The sequence below is a fragment of the Streptomyces sp. NPDC023157 genome (genome assembly GCF_055560575.1).
This window is the reverse complement of the sequence record NZ_JBVHIL010000002.1, coordinates 490,124-505,782: the sequence shown is the minus strand read 5'-3', so window position 1 is coordinate 505,782 and position 15,659 is coordinate 490,124. Positions and strand designations below refer to the sequence as shown.

Here is a 15,659-nt window from a genome sequence, read left to right as displayed (position 1 = left end):
AGGACCGTCACACGGCCGGACCGGCCACCAGCTCGCGCGCGGCCGAAGCGAAGGCCGCCCGGGTCGGGTGGCCGGTCTTCTGCAGCAGGCTGGACACGTGCTTCTCGACCGTGCGGGGCGAGATGTGCAGCCGCCCGGCGATGTCCCGGTTGCCGAACCGCTCCGCGAGCAGCCGCGCCACCTCGAACTCCCGCACCGTGATCCCGCACCGGCGCAGCCCCGGCGGCACCCGGTCGGCCCCCGACCGCCGCTGCCGGACCGGGGCGCCCATGCCGCGCAGCAGGGACCGGCAGGCACCCGCGGGCGCGGGCAGACCCGCGCCGTGGAAGAACTCCTCGGCCTCGCGCAGCCACTCCACCGGGGCGCCCCAGCCGTCCTCGTACGCGGAGCGGGCGACCAGCCGCAGACACAGGTGCCGGGCCACCGGGTACGGCGCCGCCGCGTCCAGCGCCGCCGTCGCGGCGGCCGTCGCCTCGGCGGTCCGGCCCTCCCGGCCGAGCAGCACCGCGTGTGCCAGGCCGACGAACGGGCGGTTCCAGCGGGCCCCGGCCGCGCTCGCCGCCACGACCCCCGCGTGATGCCTGCGGCCCATCCGGCCCGCGAGGACCCCGAGCAGCAGGACGACCCCGTGCCGGCCGAACTCGCCGGTCCCCGGATTCTCCGCGTCGTACGCGAGGGCCTGCGCGAAGTCCCGCTCGACGCCCTCGTGGTCCTCCTCGAGCAGGGAGCAGAACCCCCGGGCGAGGCCGTACGCCACCGGCCGCAGCCCCGGCGCGTTGTCGACCAGCGGCGCGAGACGTCGCAGCGCCTCGTCCATCTCGGCCCGCCGGCCCTGGTGCGCCCAGCGCACCGCGTCGACCAGCCGCCACCGGGACAGCGCCCGGCCGAGACCCAGCCGGGTCGCCTCCGCGATCCCCTCGTCGACCAGCTCCCCGGCGGAGTCGAACGCGCCGCGCCGCACCCGGTCGAGCGCCAGCTCCAGACCGGCCTCGTGCGCCGTCGGCAGCAGCCCCGCCCGCAGCGCCTCGGTCCGCGCCCCCTCCACCGGGGCCGTACGCCCGTCGCGGCGCGCCTCGACGCGGGCCAGGCCGAGTTCGGCCGACAGCCGCACGCCCGGCAGGTGGTGTGCCTCGGCGAGGGAGCGGGCCTCTTCCAGGCGGGCCACCGCGGCCGTCTCGTCCTGTTCCCGGAGCAGCCGGGCCAGCGCCAGCAGCGCCCGGCCGGCGACCTCGGGCAGTTGGGCGTGGTGCGCGGCGTCGACGGCCCGTCGGGCGGACTCCTCGGCGGTGCGCAGGCGTTCGGGGGCGAGCCGGGCCGGTTCCACCAGCGCCGCCGCGAGTTCCACGCGGGCGACGGCCCCGGCGTCGGCCTCCGGCCCGGCGAGGAGGCGCCGGGCCAGGTCGAGGTGGCGGAGGCCCTCCACGGGCCGTCCCGCCTGCACCTGGATCTCGGCGAGCCGGGCGTGCAGGCCCGCCCGCAGCGACGGGGGCACGGTGGGCCCCGGTTCCCAGGGGCGGTCCGGTCTCCCGTCGGGGGGCCCGGAGACCGGGGCGGCTGGCAGCCGGTCGAGCCGTCCCGAGCTGCCGACGGCGTCCAGGAGGCGGGCCAGGACCGCCGCGTGGGGTTCCGGGGCGGTCTCGGGGTCGGACAGGCGGTGGGCGCGGGCCAGCAGGTCGAGGGCGCGGTCGGGGGCGCCCTCGGCGGTCGCCCGGCGGGCCGCCTCGGTGTAGCCGCGGACGGCCTCCGTGGTGTCGCCCGCGCGTTCGTGGAGCTCGGCGGCGCGGGCGCACCAGGTGCCGGGCAGTCGCGGGTGCAGTGCGGTGAGGGCGTCGGCGGCCCGGCGGGCGAGCGCCGGGTGTTCGACGGGGCCGAGGGCGTCGCGTAACGCCTCGGCGGCCAGCGGGTAGCGGAAGGCGTACCAGTCCGTGCCGGGGCCGTCCGGCACGAGGAGGGAGGCGGCGGTGGCGGCGCGCAGCAGCGCGGTCAGTCCGGCCTCGTCGCAGCCGGCCGCGTGCCGCAGCACGGGCAGCAGGAAGCGGGGCCCGAGCAGGGCGGCCAGGTTGAGGAACTCCTCGCCGCGCGGGCCGAGCCGGGCGGCCCGCAGCCGCAGGTTCTGCGCGACCCCGCCGAGGCCGTGCACGAGTTCCTTGACCACGAAGGGGAGGCCCGCGCCGTCGGTCGCCGCGCGGTGCACGAGCGCGGGGCTGACCTGTTCGGGGGCGATGCCCAGTTCGGAGGCGACGAGCCGGCGCACCGCGGAGCGGCCGAGGGGCGTCAGGTCGATGACCGTGGCGACGCCGTCCTGGCGGGCGCGGGCGGCGAGGGCGACGGCCCCGCAGGGTCCGCGTTCGGCGGTGAGCAGCAGCACGGCCGGGAGGTGTCCGAGGTTGTCGAGGAGGTACTCGACGACGGCGAGGGTGCCGGGGTCGGCCTCGTGCAGGTCGTCGAGGACGAGCAGGCAGCCCCGCCCCCGGCCGGCGGCGGCGATCAGCCGCAGCACCTCCTCGGCGACCATCAGCGGCGACACCGCGGCGGCCTCGGTGCCGTGCGGGTCGGCGAGCAGCCGGGCGGGCAGCGGGGCGGGACCGCCCGGTTCCTCCGAGGCGGGTTCGGCGCGGGAGAGCGCGAGCAGTGCCTCCACCAGGGGCCGGTACGGGACGGCCGGGCCCACCGTGCCGGCGCGGCCCCGGGCGGTGGCCATTCCCGCGTCCCGGGCGGCGGTGATCGCCTCGGCGGTGAGCCGGGTCTTGCCGACGCCGGGCTCGCCGGTGACGATCACCGTCCCGCCCCGGCCGGACCGCGCCTGCGCGAGCGCGTCCGCGATCCGCCCTGTCTCGGTTCCCCGGCCCACGAGTTGCCCCCCGGGTCGGGGGACTTGGTCCTGGGCCGGGGTCGTACAGGCGTAGGGAGTCGTCATCTGCCTCTCCAAGGGGGGTGGGGAAGAGGGCGGTCGGCGCCGTGGCGATGGCCGCGTGCGCCGGGCATGACGATAAGAAGGGGGCGGGTGCCCCCTGCAGCCGTCCGTTTGGGGGGCTTGCGGGGGCTCCTTGCGTGGTCAGACCCCCTCGATGCGGTCCTCGCGGACCCGTACGGCGAGGTCGATCTTCGTGTACGCCGGACGGCCCGCCTGCTGGTATTTGGCCTTGACCCGGTCCAGGTAGTCCTTGGCGGTGTGCACGGTGATCCCGGCGCGGCGCGCGGCCGACTTGAGGGTCATCCCGGAGGCGTAATCGAGCAGAATCTGACGTTCTCTGGGGGAGAGCCGGGGCCTTTCGGGGCTGGTGTCGTGCGCGCAGGCGAAGGCGAGTTCGGGGGAGTGGGTGCCGTGGCCGGCCACCACGTCCTGGATGGCGGCGACGAGCGTCGGCAGGTCGTTGTCCTTGGTGAGGTAGCCGTCGGCGCCCGCCCGCACCGCCTCGATGACCCGGGGGCGGTCCGGGACGGTGCTGATGACCAGGACGCGGCTGCCGGAGCGCAGCACCCGCCGGATGTTGTCGGCGGGCGCGGAGCCGTCCCGGAGCAGCAGGTCCAGGAGGACGATGTCGGGCGGGCCGACGGGGCCCGCGAGCAGTTCCCCGACGGTCGCCGCCATGGCCACGACCCGCAGTTCGGGCACCTGGCCCAGCCAGGAGCGCATGCCGTCGAGGAGCATCCGGTCGTCGTCGACGACGCCGACGGTGATCACGCCGGCCATCTCAGCTCCACGCGCACGCCCTCGCCGGGCGCCGTGTCGACGGTGGCGCGGCCGCCGACCTCGGCCATCCGGTCGCGGACCGAGCGGCGCAGGCCGAGGCCGGACACCTCGCGGTCCGGGTCGAAGCCGGGGCCCCGGTCGACGACGGTGACGACGGCTCCGCCGGGCCCGCCGGCCCCGTCGGGGTCCCCGGCGGAGCCGGTCGCGGTGAGGTAGGCGTGGCCGGTTCCGGCGTGCCGTCGTACGTTGTTGAGCGCCTCGCGCGTGGCGTCGGCGAACGCGGCGGCGACCTCGGGCGGCACCTGGGGCAGTTCGTGGTACTGGGCGGTGACCCGCAGCCGCAGGCTCTCGGCGGAGCTGACGGCCTCTTCGAGGGCGGCGCCCATCTCCGGGTGGGGTTCCTCGTCGGCGGTCTGCTGGATCAGCCGGCGCAGATAGGCGGCCTCCTTGGCGCACCGCTCCCGCACCTCGGGCGCGTTGGCGTCGATGCCGCCGGCCGCGAGGGTGGTCAGGGTGGCCAGAACCGTGTCGTGCAGCGCCCGGTGGTGCTGGAGGCGCTCCGCGTACCGGGCCTTCTGGCTCTCGGCGGCGAGCGCGCGGGCGTTGGCCTCGTCGAGCATGCGTCCCTGCCGGCGCAGGTACCACCAGAAGACCCAGGTCATGACGGCCGAGGAGAGCAGCGAGTTGACGTGCCCGCCGAGGACGGCGCGGCTGGCGCCCACCAGGTGGTAGCCGATCAGGTGGGTGACGACCAGCAGGACGAGCGCCGTGAGGGCCTGGAGCCGGGGGAGTGCGACGGACACGACGCCGCTGGCCGATCCACCGAGCAGCATGGCCCAGCCGAGCGAGGGGGTCTCCCGGAGGCCGCCCCAGGTGTACAGCGCGAAGGGCAGGAGGCACCCGGTGACCAGCACGTCCGCCCAGACGTGGCGGGGGTCGAACCAGCCGCGGGTGAGCGCCGCCCCGTACAGGAGGAGGCTCAGCCCGAGGGCGGCGGCGAGCCCCAGGTACTGCACGGGGTGGCCCTGCCGGTGCTGGGCGACCGCGAGGACGCCGACCGTCAGATGGCTCGCCCGGTAGAGGAGCGTGGCCAGAATGAGGAAGGACTGCGCGCGTTGGAGTCCGGATCCCGCCACGGTCGACTGCCGTAGCGCTCGTAATCGCTCCATCGCCAAGGATCCCACCGGCAAGACCACGCCCTCCCCGCCCGCAACCGTCGTCTTCGCCCGCAATTCTGCCTGAGCGAGAACCGGCCGACAGGGCGTCTGCCAGCCGTTTTGTGGGCGGTGTGAAGGCGGTGTGCGGGTGCTGTGCGAGGCGGTCGGAGCAGGGCTCTACTCGGTGGTAACCGGCGGTCTCCCAGGGCTTGTTGGGCATGGCGTGTCCGTGGTTACCTCGGGTAAGTCCTGCCGTCCGCACCCTCTCACTCCCTCCCTTCCGGAAGAAGGAACCCCCATGTCCACCCTTCGCCCACCCCGTTCCTCCCGCGCCCGTGGCCGCTTCGGTACGGCCCTCGCCGCGGCGCTCGCCCTCCTCGCGGCCGTCGGCGGCACCGGCGCCGCCGCACCGCCGGAGCAGCGGGGCGCGGAGGCGCTGCGCGAGGTCATGTTCGTCGGGAACAACTGGGACGGCACCGCCGATGTCATCGCCTCCCGTGGCGACTTCGCGCGCGTCGGCCGGGTGAACGTGATCCCGGACCGCGAGGAGCGGATGCGCGAGATCTACCTCGACCCGGTGAAGCTGGCCTTCTTCCTCGGGGTGCGCAGCGGCCCGGGCGAGGGCCACGACCAGTTCGTCGACGACATGTACGCCACCCCCGACGGCTCCGCCATGGTCGTCTCGCGGCCCAGCTTCGCCGACGTGGTCTCCCTCGACCTGCGCACCGGGAAGATCAACTGGCGTTTCCCCGTGGCCGGTTATCGCTCCGACCACATGGCCGTCTCGCCCGACGGCACCCGGGTCGCGGTCTCCGCCTCCACCGCCAACACCGTGCACGTCCTCGACGTCGTCACCGGCCGCCAGGTCGGCTCCTTCACCACCGGCGACAAGCCCCACGAGAACGTCTTCACCTCCGACGGCCTGCTGTGGAACATGTCCATCGGCGAGGTCACCACCGCCCTCGACGCCCCCTGGCTCGACTGGACCAAGGGCGACCGGAAGATCACCGTCGTCGACGCGACCACGTTCAGGACCGTCCGCGTCATCGACATGCGCGAACGCCTGGACGCCTTCGGGCGCGGGGACCTCTCCGACGCCGTGCGGCCGCTCGTCTTCACCCCCGACGAGAAGAAGCTCTACTTCCAGGTCTCCTTCTACAACGGCTTCCTGGAGTACGACCTCGCCACCGACCGCATCACCCGCGCCAAGGTCCTGCCCGCCAACCCGGCCACCGACCCCGACCGCACCACCTGGGTCAACGACTCGCGCCACCACGGCCTTTCGATCAGCCCCGACGGCAGCAAGCTGTGCGTGGCCGGCACGATGGACGACTACGCGACCGTCGTCGACCGGGCCACCCTCCAGGAGGGCCCCCTCGTCGAGGCCAGCAAGCCGTACTGGGCGACCGTGAGCGGCGACGGCAGGTCCTGCGTGATCTCCGAGAGCGGCGCCGACCGGGTCACCGCCATCGACTTCGCCACCGGGCGGCGGGTGGCGACCGTGGCCGTCGGCGACCACCCTCAGCGGGTCCGGCTCGCCCGCGTCCCCGCCGACTGGACCGGCCCCGCCGCAGGCTGAGGCCGCACAAGGACGAGAAGGGGCCCGCCGGATCGGATCCGGCGGGCCCCTTCCGTACCGAGCGCTCCCGGTCTAGGAGCGGCTGACCGCCAGCTCGTAGAGCGAGTAGCCCCACTGGGTGCCGCGGGTGACCCCGTGGACCCGCACGTACCGCGCCGGCTGCGACTCGAACTCGGCCGTGTCGTAGCCGCCGTCACCGGCGTCCGTGGACCACGCGCTCTTCCAGTTCGTGCCGTCCTCGGACAGCTCGATCCGGTAGCCGCGGGCGTAGGCGGTCTCCCAGTCGAGGGTTACCCGGCCGACCCGGCGCACCTCGCCCAGGTCCACCTGCATCCACTGGTCGTCCGACCACTCGCTGGCCCAGCGGGTGCCGGTGTCGCCGTCGACGGCGAGACCGGGCGAGTAGTTCACGAACGGGTTCCACCACTGGGTGGTGGAGGCCGAGGCCGGCCGGCCCGCCGCCAGGTTGACGCCGAGCTCGTGCTTCTCGGTCGCCTTCCAGGTGGTCAGGTACGACTCCGCGCCGTGCGACAGCTCGTCGACGACCCCGGGGCCGCCGGGGGTGAGCCGGATCTGCTCGACCCAGTCCGGCACCAGACCGTTGTGCGCGGCGCCGTCGGTGTTGAGGTCCCAGGTGCGCTCCCCGGTGACCTGCCGGTCGAGGACCGAACCGCCGTCGAAGCTGCGGAACGGGTACTTCACCGCGTTCGGGGCGTCCGCGCCGACCGGGCCCGGCCAGCCGCCGACCCCGTTCATGTCGGTGCCGTAGCCGAGGCCGACGCCGTACTTCTTGCGCAGCGCCGCCTTCTGCGCGGCCTCACCGATGAAGCCGGGGGCGTTGTGCATGTACTCGGCGACGAAGCCGCCGAGGCGGTAGACCCGCTCGGTCCAGTCCAGGTCCATCCAGCTGTGGCTGGAGATGACGCCCGGGTACTCCTCGGCCTCCAGCATGTCGAGGGCGCGCCCGGCGGCCTTGACGCTCATGTGGTCGAGTTCCAGCATCATCCCGCGCTGCATCATGCCCTTCACGGCGTACTCGCCGAGCCGGGTGAGACCGCGGGTGTTGCACTTGGCGTTCGAGGCGTACGAGGGGACGCTCACCCCGGCCGGCAGCTTCTCCGCCATCGCGGGGGGCGCCACCAGGCCGATCGGGTTGTCCTGCTGCGGACCCGCGCACTGCTCGGTGGTCCAGAAGGTGCCGGTGGACAGGAACTGGCCGATGTTCACCGCCACACCCGTGGTGCCGCTGTCGAAGCGCACACCGCACAGGGCGTTGTCGAACTTGTGGCAGAGGAACATGCTGCGCACACCGAGCCCGTAGAGCTCGTCGAGGCCCTTGTCGATGTCCGCCTTGCCGCACTGGGCGACGTCGAGGATCTGCTTGCAGCCGAAGGGCTCCGAGGTCTCCACGCCGAGCACGACCGCCAGCTTGCCCTGCTCGATCACCGAGCGGGCCTGCGCGGCGTCCAGGACGATGCGGAACCAGCCCTTGCCGGGACCGCCGTACATCTTGTCGATGTACGCCTGCATCTCGTAGCTCTTGCGGGCCTCCAGTCGGATCGCGTCCATCTCGTCGCAGCCGCGGTCGCGGGGCAGCAGCGAGCAGATCAGGCCGTTGGTGACCAGGTCGTTGACGAGCACCCGCTGGCCGCCGCGCCAGGCCCGCTCGACCCACGCGTAGTAGTTCTGCTGGTGGCTCAGCGAGTTGTTGGCGGGCCAGTCCTTGAAGGTGGGCCAGCCGACCGGGTCGTGCTTGCCGTTGTCACCGCCCGTGAGGTGCTCGAACAGGGCGCCGGAGCCGTCCGGGTAGTGCTCCGGACAGTCCTTGAGCGCGTCGGCGACGCCCGCCTCGGAGAAGGTCTGGCCGCAGATCATGCGGCCGCCGAAGCCCTCGTTGGACATGAGGTGGTTGTGCGCGTCGATGAAGCCGCGCACCTTGCCCTGGGCATCGGTGCCCTTGAAGGGGGTGCCCGTGACGTTGATCTGGGAGTCGGGGGCGGGGCGCGCGGTGGGTTCCCACCACGAACCGGCGTCGGCCGCGGGGACCGGCCCCGCACCGAAGACGACGGTGGTCAGGGCGATGAAGAGCGAGACGAGGGCGAACCGCCCGCCCCTTCTGCGCGTTGTTGGTCGAATCATGGTCAGCGATGCCTTCGGTCATGGGGGTGAAACCGGGCTGGGGCGCCGCCGGGTGTTTCTTGCGGTAACAGCGGCTGGGCCCGAGGATCGCGAGGATCGACGAGTGAGTCAAGAGTCCGGGTCAAATGACCTGTTGATGATCCGTCAGCCCCCGATCAGGGAGACCAGCTGTTCGGCCGTCGCGTCGAGCAGCGCCGCGGCCGTCCGTTCGTCGCCCAGCACCAGGTACTGCAGCGTCAGTCCGTCGATCATCGCCGCGAGCAGGTGCGCGAGCAGGCTCATCGGCACCCGCGGCTCGACCTCGCACACCGCGCAGACCTGTTCGAGCAGCGTGGTCCCCGAGGCCACGTACTGCTCGTACTGGGCCCGCGCCAGATGCTCGAACCCCTCCTCGCGCAGGGCGTGCTGGGTGAGCTCGTACGTCAGCATGTGCTCGGCCGGATGGGCCGTCACATGGTCCCAGTACGTGCCGAGCGCGCCCCGGACCGTCTCGCGCAACGTCGCCCTCGGCTCGACCTTCGCCATCACATGGGCGACGTACGTGTCGGTGATCGACTCGATCGCCGCCTCCAGGAGGGCCTGCTTGGACTCGAAGCAGTAGTGGAAGACGCTCAGCGAGACGCCCGCCTCGGCGCAGATCGACCGGGTCGTCGTCCGGGCCACGCCGTCCCTGGCCATCGCCCGCACCGCCGCCTCGACCAGCTGCCGGCGCCGTTCCGCCGACGGCATCCGCGCCATGGTTCCTCCTCGTATCGGCTCCACCAGGGCCGACAGGGTAACCGCAGCGCCCGGGGATCTCAGATGCGCCACCAGGGCTCGCGGATCACGTCGTCCTCGTCCCCGGCGCAGTCGACCCCGTTGACGACGCCGCCGTCGGTGACGTCCCAGCCGACCACGCCCCCGCCCTCGCGCTCGAACTCGATCAGCCGGACGCGGGAGGAGCCGGCGCCGGTGTTCACGGAGCACCGCACGGTGCCGGCCCAGGATCGCCCGTCCAGCGCCGCCGCCAGGGCCAGCAGGGGCAGGGCGACCAGGGTGAGGGCGAGGCCCGCGCCCCACACCGCGTCGGCCGTCCGGTGCAGCGGGCCCGCGGCGCGGGTGCGCCGATGGCCGCCCGCGTACCGGCCGGTGCGGTGGTCGAGCAGGACGCCGAGGCGCAGGGCGTAGGCGACGGCGCCCGCCGTCAGGGCCCATGCCCACCCGTTGAGCGCCCCGATCACGAGCGCCAGGGCGCCCGGCACGATCGCCGCGGAGGCCGCCGTCGCCGCCACCCCCCGGCCGGGGTGGGCCGGGCCGCGGCCGTGTTCGCCGAGATACAGGTAGAAGGCCCGGGCGGCGGACACCCCGAGCACGGTGGAGAGCAGCGGCTCGAAGAGGAACATGCCGCTCATGACGTCGAGCCAGTTCTTCGGGCCCATGGTGTCCAGGGCCTCCCGGGCGGCGGTGCCGCCGCCGAGGGTCCAGGACAACTTCAGTACGGGGACGGCGAACAGGGCCGCCATCAGCATCATTCGCTCCGCGCCGGACCGCTCGCCCTCACTCACGCGCAGAGCCTAGAGGCCGTCGGGCGACCGGGGCTCCACCGACACTTTCGTGAACCGAAGGGAACTCACCGGTGCACGGGGGTTGTCAGTGCAATTTCACATTACTATGTTACAGCTCACACGGTGACGGTACTCCGTCAAGTCCCGAGTGAGCCAGGGACTTTCCGGCCGTGTGCCCCCACGTTTCCGTACCGACTTGGAGTCCCCAGGTGAACCAGCACAAGGCCGTGCGTTCCACCCTCCTTGCCACCGCCATCGCGGTGACCCTCGTCGCCTCCGCCGGTCAGGCCGTCGGCCAGGCGGCCCCCGAGCGCCCGGCGGCGGCCCCCGCCGCCCCCGCCGCGTTCGCCGCCGGCCCCGCCACCGGCGCGAACCCCTTCGACGAGGTCGACCACCTCGCCGACGCCAAGCCCCACCAGCCCGCCCCGGCCCCCGCCCCCGGCGGCGGCACCGAGGCCCGCGTCCCGGGCCCCGCGAAGAGCACCGCGCAGGCCGCCCAGCGGTCCGCCGCCCGCACCGCCGAGGCCCCCACCCTCGCGTCCGGCGTGCCCTGCACCCTGGACGGCATCACCGGCCTCTCGCCGGAGCAGTTCGCGGACTTCCTCGCCGACAAGGCCGTCACCGCCGACGGGTGTCTGCGCAACCTGATCTGGCGCTGGGACGCCCGCCTGGCCCCCGTCATGTCCGACGCGCACGTCCAGGCCGTCTCCCGCCGGATCTCGGCGCTCTCCGCCACGCACGACGGCACCAACTCCTCGAACCTGGAGGAGATGTTCACCTACCTCCACGCCGTCGTCTTCCACGACTTCTCGCGCACCGAGATAGACGTGACCGACGCCCCCACCGTCGACGCGATGCGCCGGGCGATCGCCGACTTCGGCAACGCCGCCCGCAGCTTCGACGTCACCCCCTCCAACGCCCGCACCCTGCGCGAGGCCCTCACCGCAGGCAGCGGCCCCGGCCTGCGCCAGCACCAGCTGGGCCTCATCACCCGGGTGCTCGCCACCATGGACCCGTCGCACACCGCGACCAACCAGGACGCCGCCTGGGCGGGCGCGGCCCTCGCCGGCCTCTCGACCAACTACCTGGGCGTCTACCCGGGCAACCGGGACGCGGCCTTCCAGGCGGCGGCGAAGGCCGACCCCGCCTACCGCGCCACGTTCAAGGCCTTCGCCGGCTACACCCACCTCAAGGGCACGGCCAACGCCTGGGTCGTCCGCGACGCGCTCAACGAGTACGGCCGCTTCGGGCAGATCGACGGCCTCAAGGACAGCATCGCCGCCGACCTCGGCACCGTCCTCGGCACCGTCCAGTCCACCTTCGGCTACGGCAGCGCGCCGTGGGGCTCGGTCGTCTCCTGGCTGAACTTCTACGAGGCCTGCGCGCCGTACGGCGTCTGCAAGGCCGACATCGAGAAGAAGCTGTTCCCCAACACGTACACGTACGACAACGGCGGCATCAAGGTCCGCACGGCCCTGGACCGGGCCACCGTCGACCAGCTCTACTACGCCAGCAAGCAGGTCAAGTCGCAGTTCCACCGCGTGCTCGGTACCGAGCAGCCGCTCGCGGGCGACACCAACAGCACCCTCAACATCGTGCTCTACGCCTCGCGCGCCGACTACGAGATCTACCACCCGGTCCTGACCGGCTACAGCACCAACAACGGCGGCATCTACATCGAGAACGGCGCCACCTTCTACACGTACCAGCGCCGCGTCCCGCAGGACTCCAGCCTCACCCTGGAAGAGCTCTTCCGGCACGAGTACACCCACTACCTCAACGGCCGCTGGGCGGTCCCCGGCACCTTCGGCCAGGGCCCCTGGTACCAGAACGACCGCACCACCGCCATGGACGAGGGCACCGCCGAGTTCTTCGACGGCGCCACCCGCGACAACGGCATCGCCGTGCGCAAGTCCCTGGTCCGCGGCATCATCAACGACACCGCCGGCGGCGGCCCGCGCATGAGCGTCGGGCAGCTCCTGCACGCCACCTACGACGGCGACGGCTTCCGCTTCTACAACTACGCGGGCACGTTCTTCGAGTTCCTGTGGACCGAGCGCCCGGCCCTGCTGCGCGAGATGTACACCAACCTGCGCGCCAACGACGTGGCCGGCTACGACGCCTGGCGCAACCGGCTCAGCGCCGACCCGGGCCTCCAGGCCGCGTACGACCGCTTCCTGGACACCCAGATCGCCCAGGTCGACAAGTTGTACGTGCCGAACACCACCTTCACGCCCAACGAGCAGCTGCGCGACTCGACGGCCGCGGCGGTCCGCTCCGCCTTCTCCACGGCCACGTACAACAACCCCGACTGCGTGGAGAACGGCGACCCCGGCAAGAAGCGCTTCGTCTGTACGGGCCGGATCACCGCCAACCTGAAGGACGCCAACAACCAGGACCAGGTCTTCAAGGACATGTCCGAGACGGTCGACTACTTCATCCTCGACCGGGCCGGCGCGGCCTCGAACAACCTGGCCGACATGAACTGCTCCTTCGGAGCGGTGGAGGTCTGGTCCAGCAGGGTCGCGGGCACCTCCGCCTTCACCTGCGAGGGCCCGCTCCGCAGCTAGGAATCCGCCGATCCGTGCCCAGGCCCTCAGGGGCCTGGGCACCGTCTGAAGAATGTGACATATTACTGCCGTGCCCAAGAGACACTCCCTGGATGCCGTGATCATCGGTGCCGGCGTCGTCGGAGCCGCCTGCGCGTTCTACGCGGCCCGCTCCGGCCTCTCCGTCGCCGTCGTCGACCGCGGTCCCGTCGCGGGCGGCACCACAGGTGCCGGGGAAGGAAACCTGCTCGTCTCCGACAAGGAGGCGGGTCCCGAGCTCGACCTCGCGCTGCTGTCCACAAGACTGTGGCGCGAGCTGGCCGGCGAACTGCCGGACACCGAGTACGAGCCCAAGGGCGGTCTCGTCGTGGCGCCCGACGAGACCACCCTGAAGGCCCTCCGCACCTACGCGGAGGGCCAGCGGGCCGCCGGAGTCGAGCACGCCGAGGTGACCGCCGACCGGCTCCACGACCTCGAACCCCACCTGGCGCCCGGCCTGGCCGGCGCCTTCCACTACCCGCAGGACGCCCAGGTCCAGCCCGCCAAGGCGGCCGCCCGCCTCCTGGCGGCCTCCGGTGCCGAGGTCCACCTGGGCGAACAGGTGACGGAGATCCTCACCGACGCCACCGGCGCCGTCCGCGGCGTCCGCACCCCGCGCCGTGAACTCCTCGCCCCCGCCGTGGTGAACGCGGCGGGCACCTGGGGCGGCGAGATCGCCCGCCTCGCGGGCACGCACCTCCCCGTGCTGCCCCGCCGCGGCTTCGTCCTCGTCACCGAGCCGCTGCCCCGCGTCGTCCGCCACAAGGTCTACGCGGCCGACTACGTGGCCGACGTGGCGAGCGACTCCGCGTCCCTCCAGTCCTCCGCGGTCGTCGAGGGCACCCCCTCGGGCCCGGTCCTGATCGGCGCCACCCGGGAACGCGTGGGCTTCGACCGCACGCTGTCCACGGAGGCCCTGCGCCGCCTGGCGGCCCAGGCCCAGGCGCTCTTCCCGGTCCTGGCCCAGGTGGACGTCCAGCGGGTCTACCACGGCTTCCGCCCCTACCTCCCCGACCACCTGCCCGCCATCGGCGCCGACCCCAGGGTCCCGGGCCTGCACCACGCGTGCGGCCACGAGGGCGCGGGCATCGGCCTGGCCCCCGGGACGGGCGCGATCGTCGCGGCGCGGCTCGCAGGCACGGAACCGCCCATGGACCCGGCCCCGTTCCGCCCGGACCGGGACTTCGGCGAGGAGACAGAGGCATGAGGCGACCCACCCACGGAGCACCCCGATGACCACCCCGCGCGACCTGGTGGGCGGCACGCCCGCCGCCACGCACACCGTCACCTTCGACGGACGCGAACTCCCCGTACAGTCCGGCCAGTCCATCGCCGCGGTCCTCTGGTCCGCGGGCATCCTGGCCTGGCGCACCACCCGCGAGAACGCGGCGCCGCGAGGCGTCTTCTGCGGGATCGGCCAGTGCTTCGACTGCCTGGTCACCGTCAACGGGCGCCCCAACCAGCGGGCCTGCCTGGTCCCGGCGAACCCGGGCGACACGATCACCACCCAGGAGGGAACCGGCCGTGCCGAACTCGGCTGCTGATCTCGCGATCGTCGGCGCGGGCCCCGCGGGGCTCGCCGCCGCCGTGACCGCCGCCGAACTGGGCCTGTCCGTGGTCCTCCTGGACGCGGGCCGACGCCCCGGCGGCCAGTACTACCGCAGCCCCGCCCCCGAGCTGGGCGCCGAGCGCCCGCAGGCCCTGCACCACGACTGGCAGGCCTTCGCCTCCCGCGAGGAGCGGCTGCGCGCGGCCGGCCGGATCGACCACCAACCGGAGTCCCACGTCTGGGCGGTCCTGCCGAACGGCCAGGGCTGGACCCTGCACGCCCGCAGGAGCGACGAGACACCCGTCACCGTCCACGCGAGCGCCGTCCTGCTCGCCACCGGCGCGTACGAACGCCAACTCCCCTTCCCCGGCTGGACCCTGCCCGGCGTGGTCGGAGCCGGCGGGGCGCAGGCGATGCTGAAGAGCGGCCTGGTGCTCCCCGGCCGGCGCGTCGTCGTGGCGGGCAGCGGCCCGCTGCTCCTCGCCGTCGCGGCCACCCTCGCCGCCGCCGGCGCCCGCGTCCCCGCGGTGGTGGAGGCCGCCGCGTACGGCGGGTACGCCCGCAGCACCGGCACGCTCCTGCGCAACCCGGCGAAGCTGATCGAGGGCGCCCGCTACGGCGCCGCGCTCGCCCGCCACCACGTGCGCCCGCTCACCCGGCACGCCGTGGTCGAGGCGCACGGCACGGACCGGGTCGAGGCCGTGACGGTCGCGCGGCTGGACCGCGACTGGCGGCCCGTCCCCGGCACCGCCCGCCGGATCCCGTGCGACGCGCTGGCGGTGGGCCACGGCCTGGTCCCCGAACTCTCCCTGGCCACCAGCCTGGGCTGCGCCACCAGGACGGCGACCGACGGCACCATCGCGCTGGCGCTCTCGGGGGACCAGCGCACCTCGGTCCCCGGCATCTGGGGGGCGGGCGAGACCGGCGGCATCGGCGGCGCGCAACTCGCCCTGACCGAAGGCGAACTGGCGGCCCACGCGATCGCCGAGAGTCTCGGCCGGGCGCCGCGGCGCGAGGCCACGGCGCGCCTCCGCCGCACCCGGAACCGCCTGCGCGCCTTCGCGGACGCGATGGGCGCGGCGCACCGCCCCGGCGAGGGCTGGACGGCCTGGCTCCGGGAGAACACGGACGTGTGCCGCTGCGAGGAGGTGGGGGCGGGTCACATCCGGGAGGCCGTCGAGGAGTTGGGCGCCCGTGACCCCCGTACGGTCAAACTCCTGACCCGGGCCGGCATGGGCTGGTGCCAGGGGCGGATGTGCGGCCCCGCGGTGGCGGCGCTCTGCGGCGCGGGGGCGACCCCGGACCGCCGACCGCTCGCGTGCCCGGTCCCGCTCCGGCATCTGGCCGAACTCCCCTCCGACGAAGTCTGATCTCGTCCGGGCTGCCCTCTTGTGGCCGCCCCACACCAC

At 73.8% G+C, this 15,659-nt stretch carries 11 protein-coding genes; 5 read left to right on the top strand and 6 right to left on the bottom strand.

Annotation, left to right across the window (positions count from 1 at the left end; all coding sequences use genetic code 11):
* Window positions 1-7 precede the first annotated feature (7 nt).
* The 3 genes from ACZ3ZE_RS07925 to ACZ3ZE_RS07915 form a co-directional block, all read right to left on the bottom strand.
* On the bottom strand, window positions 8-2,851 hold the full coding sequence (locus tag ACZ3ZE_RS07925; RefSeq protein ID WP_467257940.1) for a helix-turn-helix transcriptional regulator: 2,844 nt from the start codon (window positions 2,849-2,851) through the stop codon (window positions 8-10).
* 204 nt (window positions 2,852-3,055) lie between these two features.
* Window positions 3,056-3,694, bottom strand: coding sequence for a response regulator transcription factor (locus tag ACZ3ZE_RS07920; protein ID WP_361173491.1), 639 nt, complete (start codon window positions 3,692-3,694; stop codon window positions 3,056-3,058).
* Window positions 3,682-4,863, bottom strand: a complete 1,182-nt coding sequence (locus tag ACZ3ZE_RS07915) for a sensor histidine kinase (RefSeq protein ID WP_467257938.1) — start codon at window positions 4,861-4,863, stop codon at window positions 3,682-3,684. The genes ACZ3ZE_RS07920 and ACZ3ZE_RS07915 overlap by 13 nt, the downstream gene beginning before the upstream one ends.
* A 286-nt stretch (window positions 4,864-5,149) precedes the next feature.
* On the opposite strand from ACZ3ZE_RS07915, the gene ACZ3ZE_RS07910 reads away from it, so the two are divergent.
* Window positions 5,150-6,430 (top strand): YncE family protein, encoded by a 1,281-nt coding sequence (locus ACZ3ZE_RS07910; protein ID WP_363291096.1) that lies wholly within the window; start codon window positions 5,150-5,152, stop codon window positions 6,428-6,430.
* Window positions 6,431-6,502: 72 nt separating this feature from the next.
* Here ACZ3ZE_RS07910 and ACZ3ZE_RS07905 read toward each other — a convergent pair whose 3' ends face one another.
* The 3 genes from ACZ3ZE_RS07905 to ACZ3ZE_RS07895 all read right to left on the bottom strand — a co-directional run bounded on the left by ACZ3ZE_RS07905 (window position 6,503) and on the right by ACZ3ZE_RS07895 (window position 10,113).
* On the bottom strand, window positions 6,503-8,569 hold the full coding sequence (locus ACZ3ZE_RS07905; protein WP_361173500.1) for a galactose-binding domain-containing protein: 2,067 nt from the start codon (window positions 8,567-8,569) through the stop codon (window positions 6,503-6,505).
* A 144-nt stretch (window positions 8,570-8,713) separates the two neighbouring features.
* Window positions 8,714-9,307, bottom strand: a complete 594-nt coding sequence (locus tag ACZ3ZE_RS07900) for a TetR/AcrR family transcriptional regulator (protein WP_361173502.1) — start codon at window positions 9,305-9,307, stop codon at window positions 8,714-8,716.
* Between the two features lie 59 nt (window positions 9,308-9,366).
* On the bottom strand, window positions 9,367-10,113 hold the full coding sequence (locus ACZ3ZE_RS07895; RefSeq protein WP_361173505.1) for a hypothetical protein: 747 nt from the start codon (window positions 10,111-10,113) through the stop codon (window positions 9,367-9,369).
* 209 nt (window positions 10,114-10,322) lie between these two features.
* Between ACZ3ZE_RS07895 and ACZ3ZE_RS07890 the strand changes: the two genes are divergently transcribed.
* From ACZ3ZE_RS07890 to ACZ3ZE_RS07875, 4 genes are all read left to right on the top strand, one after another.
* Window positions 10,323-12,683, top strand: coding sequence for a collagenase (locus ACZ3ZE_RS07890; protein WP_361624483.1), 2,361 nt, complete (start codon window positions 10,323-10,325; stop codon window positions 12,681-12,683).
* Between the two features lie 70 nt (window positions 12,684-12,753).
* Entirely contained in the window at window positions 12,754-13,908 is a 1,155-nt protein-coding gene (locus ACZ3ZE_RS07885) for an NAD(P)/FAD-dependent oxidoreductase (protein WP_361173511.1), read from the top strand.
* 25 nt (window positions 13,909-13,933) lie between these two features.
* A complete protein-coding gene (locus ACZ3ZE_RS07880; RefSeq protein WP_361173514.1) occupies window positions 13,934-14,245 on the top strand; it encodes a (2Fe-2S)-binding protein in 312 nt (103 codons plus the stop codon).
* Window positions 14,226-15,620, top strand: coding sequence for an FAD/NAD(P)-dependent oxidoreductase (locus ACZ3ZE_RS07875; protein WP_467257935.1), 1,395 nt, complete (start codon window positions 14,226-14,228; stop codon window positions 15,618-15,620). Before ACZ3ZE_RS07880 ends, ACZ3ZE_RS07875 begins: the two co-directional genes overlap by 20 nt.
* The last annotated feature ends 39 nt before the right edge of the window (window positions 15,621-15,659 follow it).

What these genes read in the sequence shown, in the direction of transcription:
- ACZ3ZE_RS07915 (WP_467257938.1), bottom strand. Translation starts at nt 4,863, where the DNA reads ATGGAGCGATTACGAGCGCTACGGCAGTCGACCGTGGCGGGATCCGGA.
- ACZ3ZE_RS07905 (WP_361173500.1), bottom strand. Translation starts at nt 8,569, where the DNA reads ATGATTCGACCAACAACGCGCAGAAGGGGCGGGCGGTTCGCCCTCGTC.
- ACZ3ZE_RS07910 (WP_363291096.1), top strand. Translation starts at nt 5,150, where the DNA reads ATGTCCACCCTTCGCCCACCCCGTTCCTCCCGCGCCCGTGGCCGCTTC.
- ACZ3ZE_RS07920 (WP_361173491.1), bottom strand. Translation starts at nt 3,694, where the DNA reads ATGGCCGGCGTGATCACCGTCGGCGTCGTCGACGACGACCGGATGCTC.
- ACZ3ZE_RS07900 (WP_361173502.1), bottom strand. Translation starts at nt 9,307, where the DNA reads ATGGCGCGGATGCCGTCGGCGGAACGGCGCCGGCAGCTGGTCGAGGCG.
- ACZ3ZE_RS07880 (WP_361173514.1), top strand. Translation starts at nt 13,934, where the DNA reads ATGACCACCCCGCGCGACCTGGTGGGCGGCACGCCCGCCGCCACGCAC.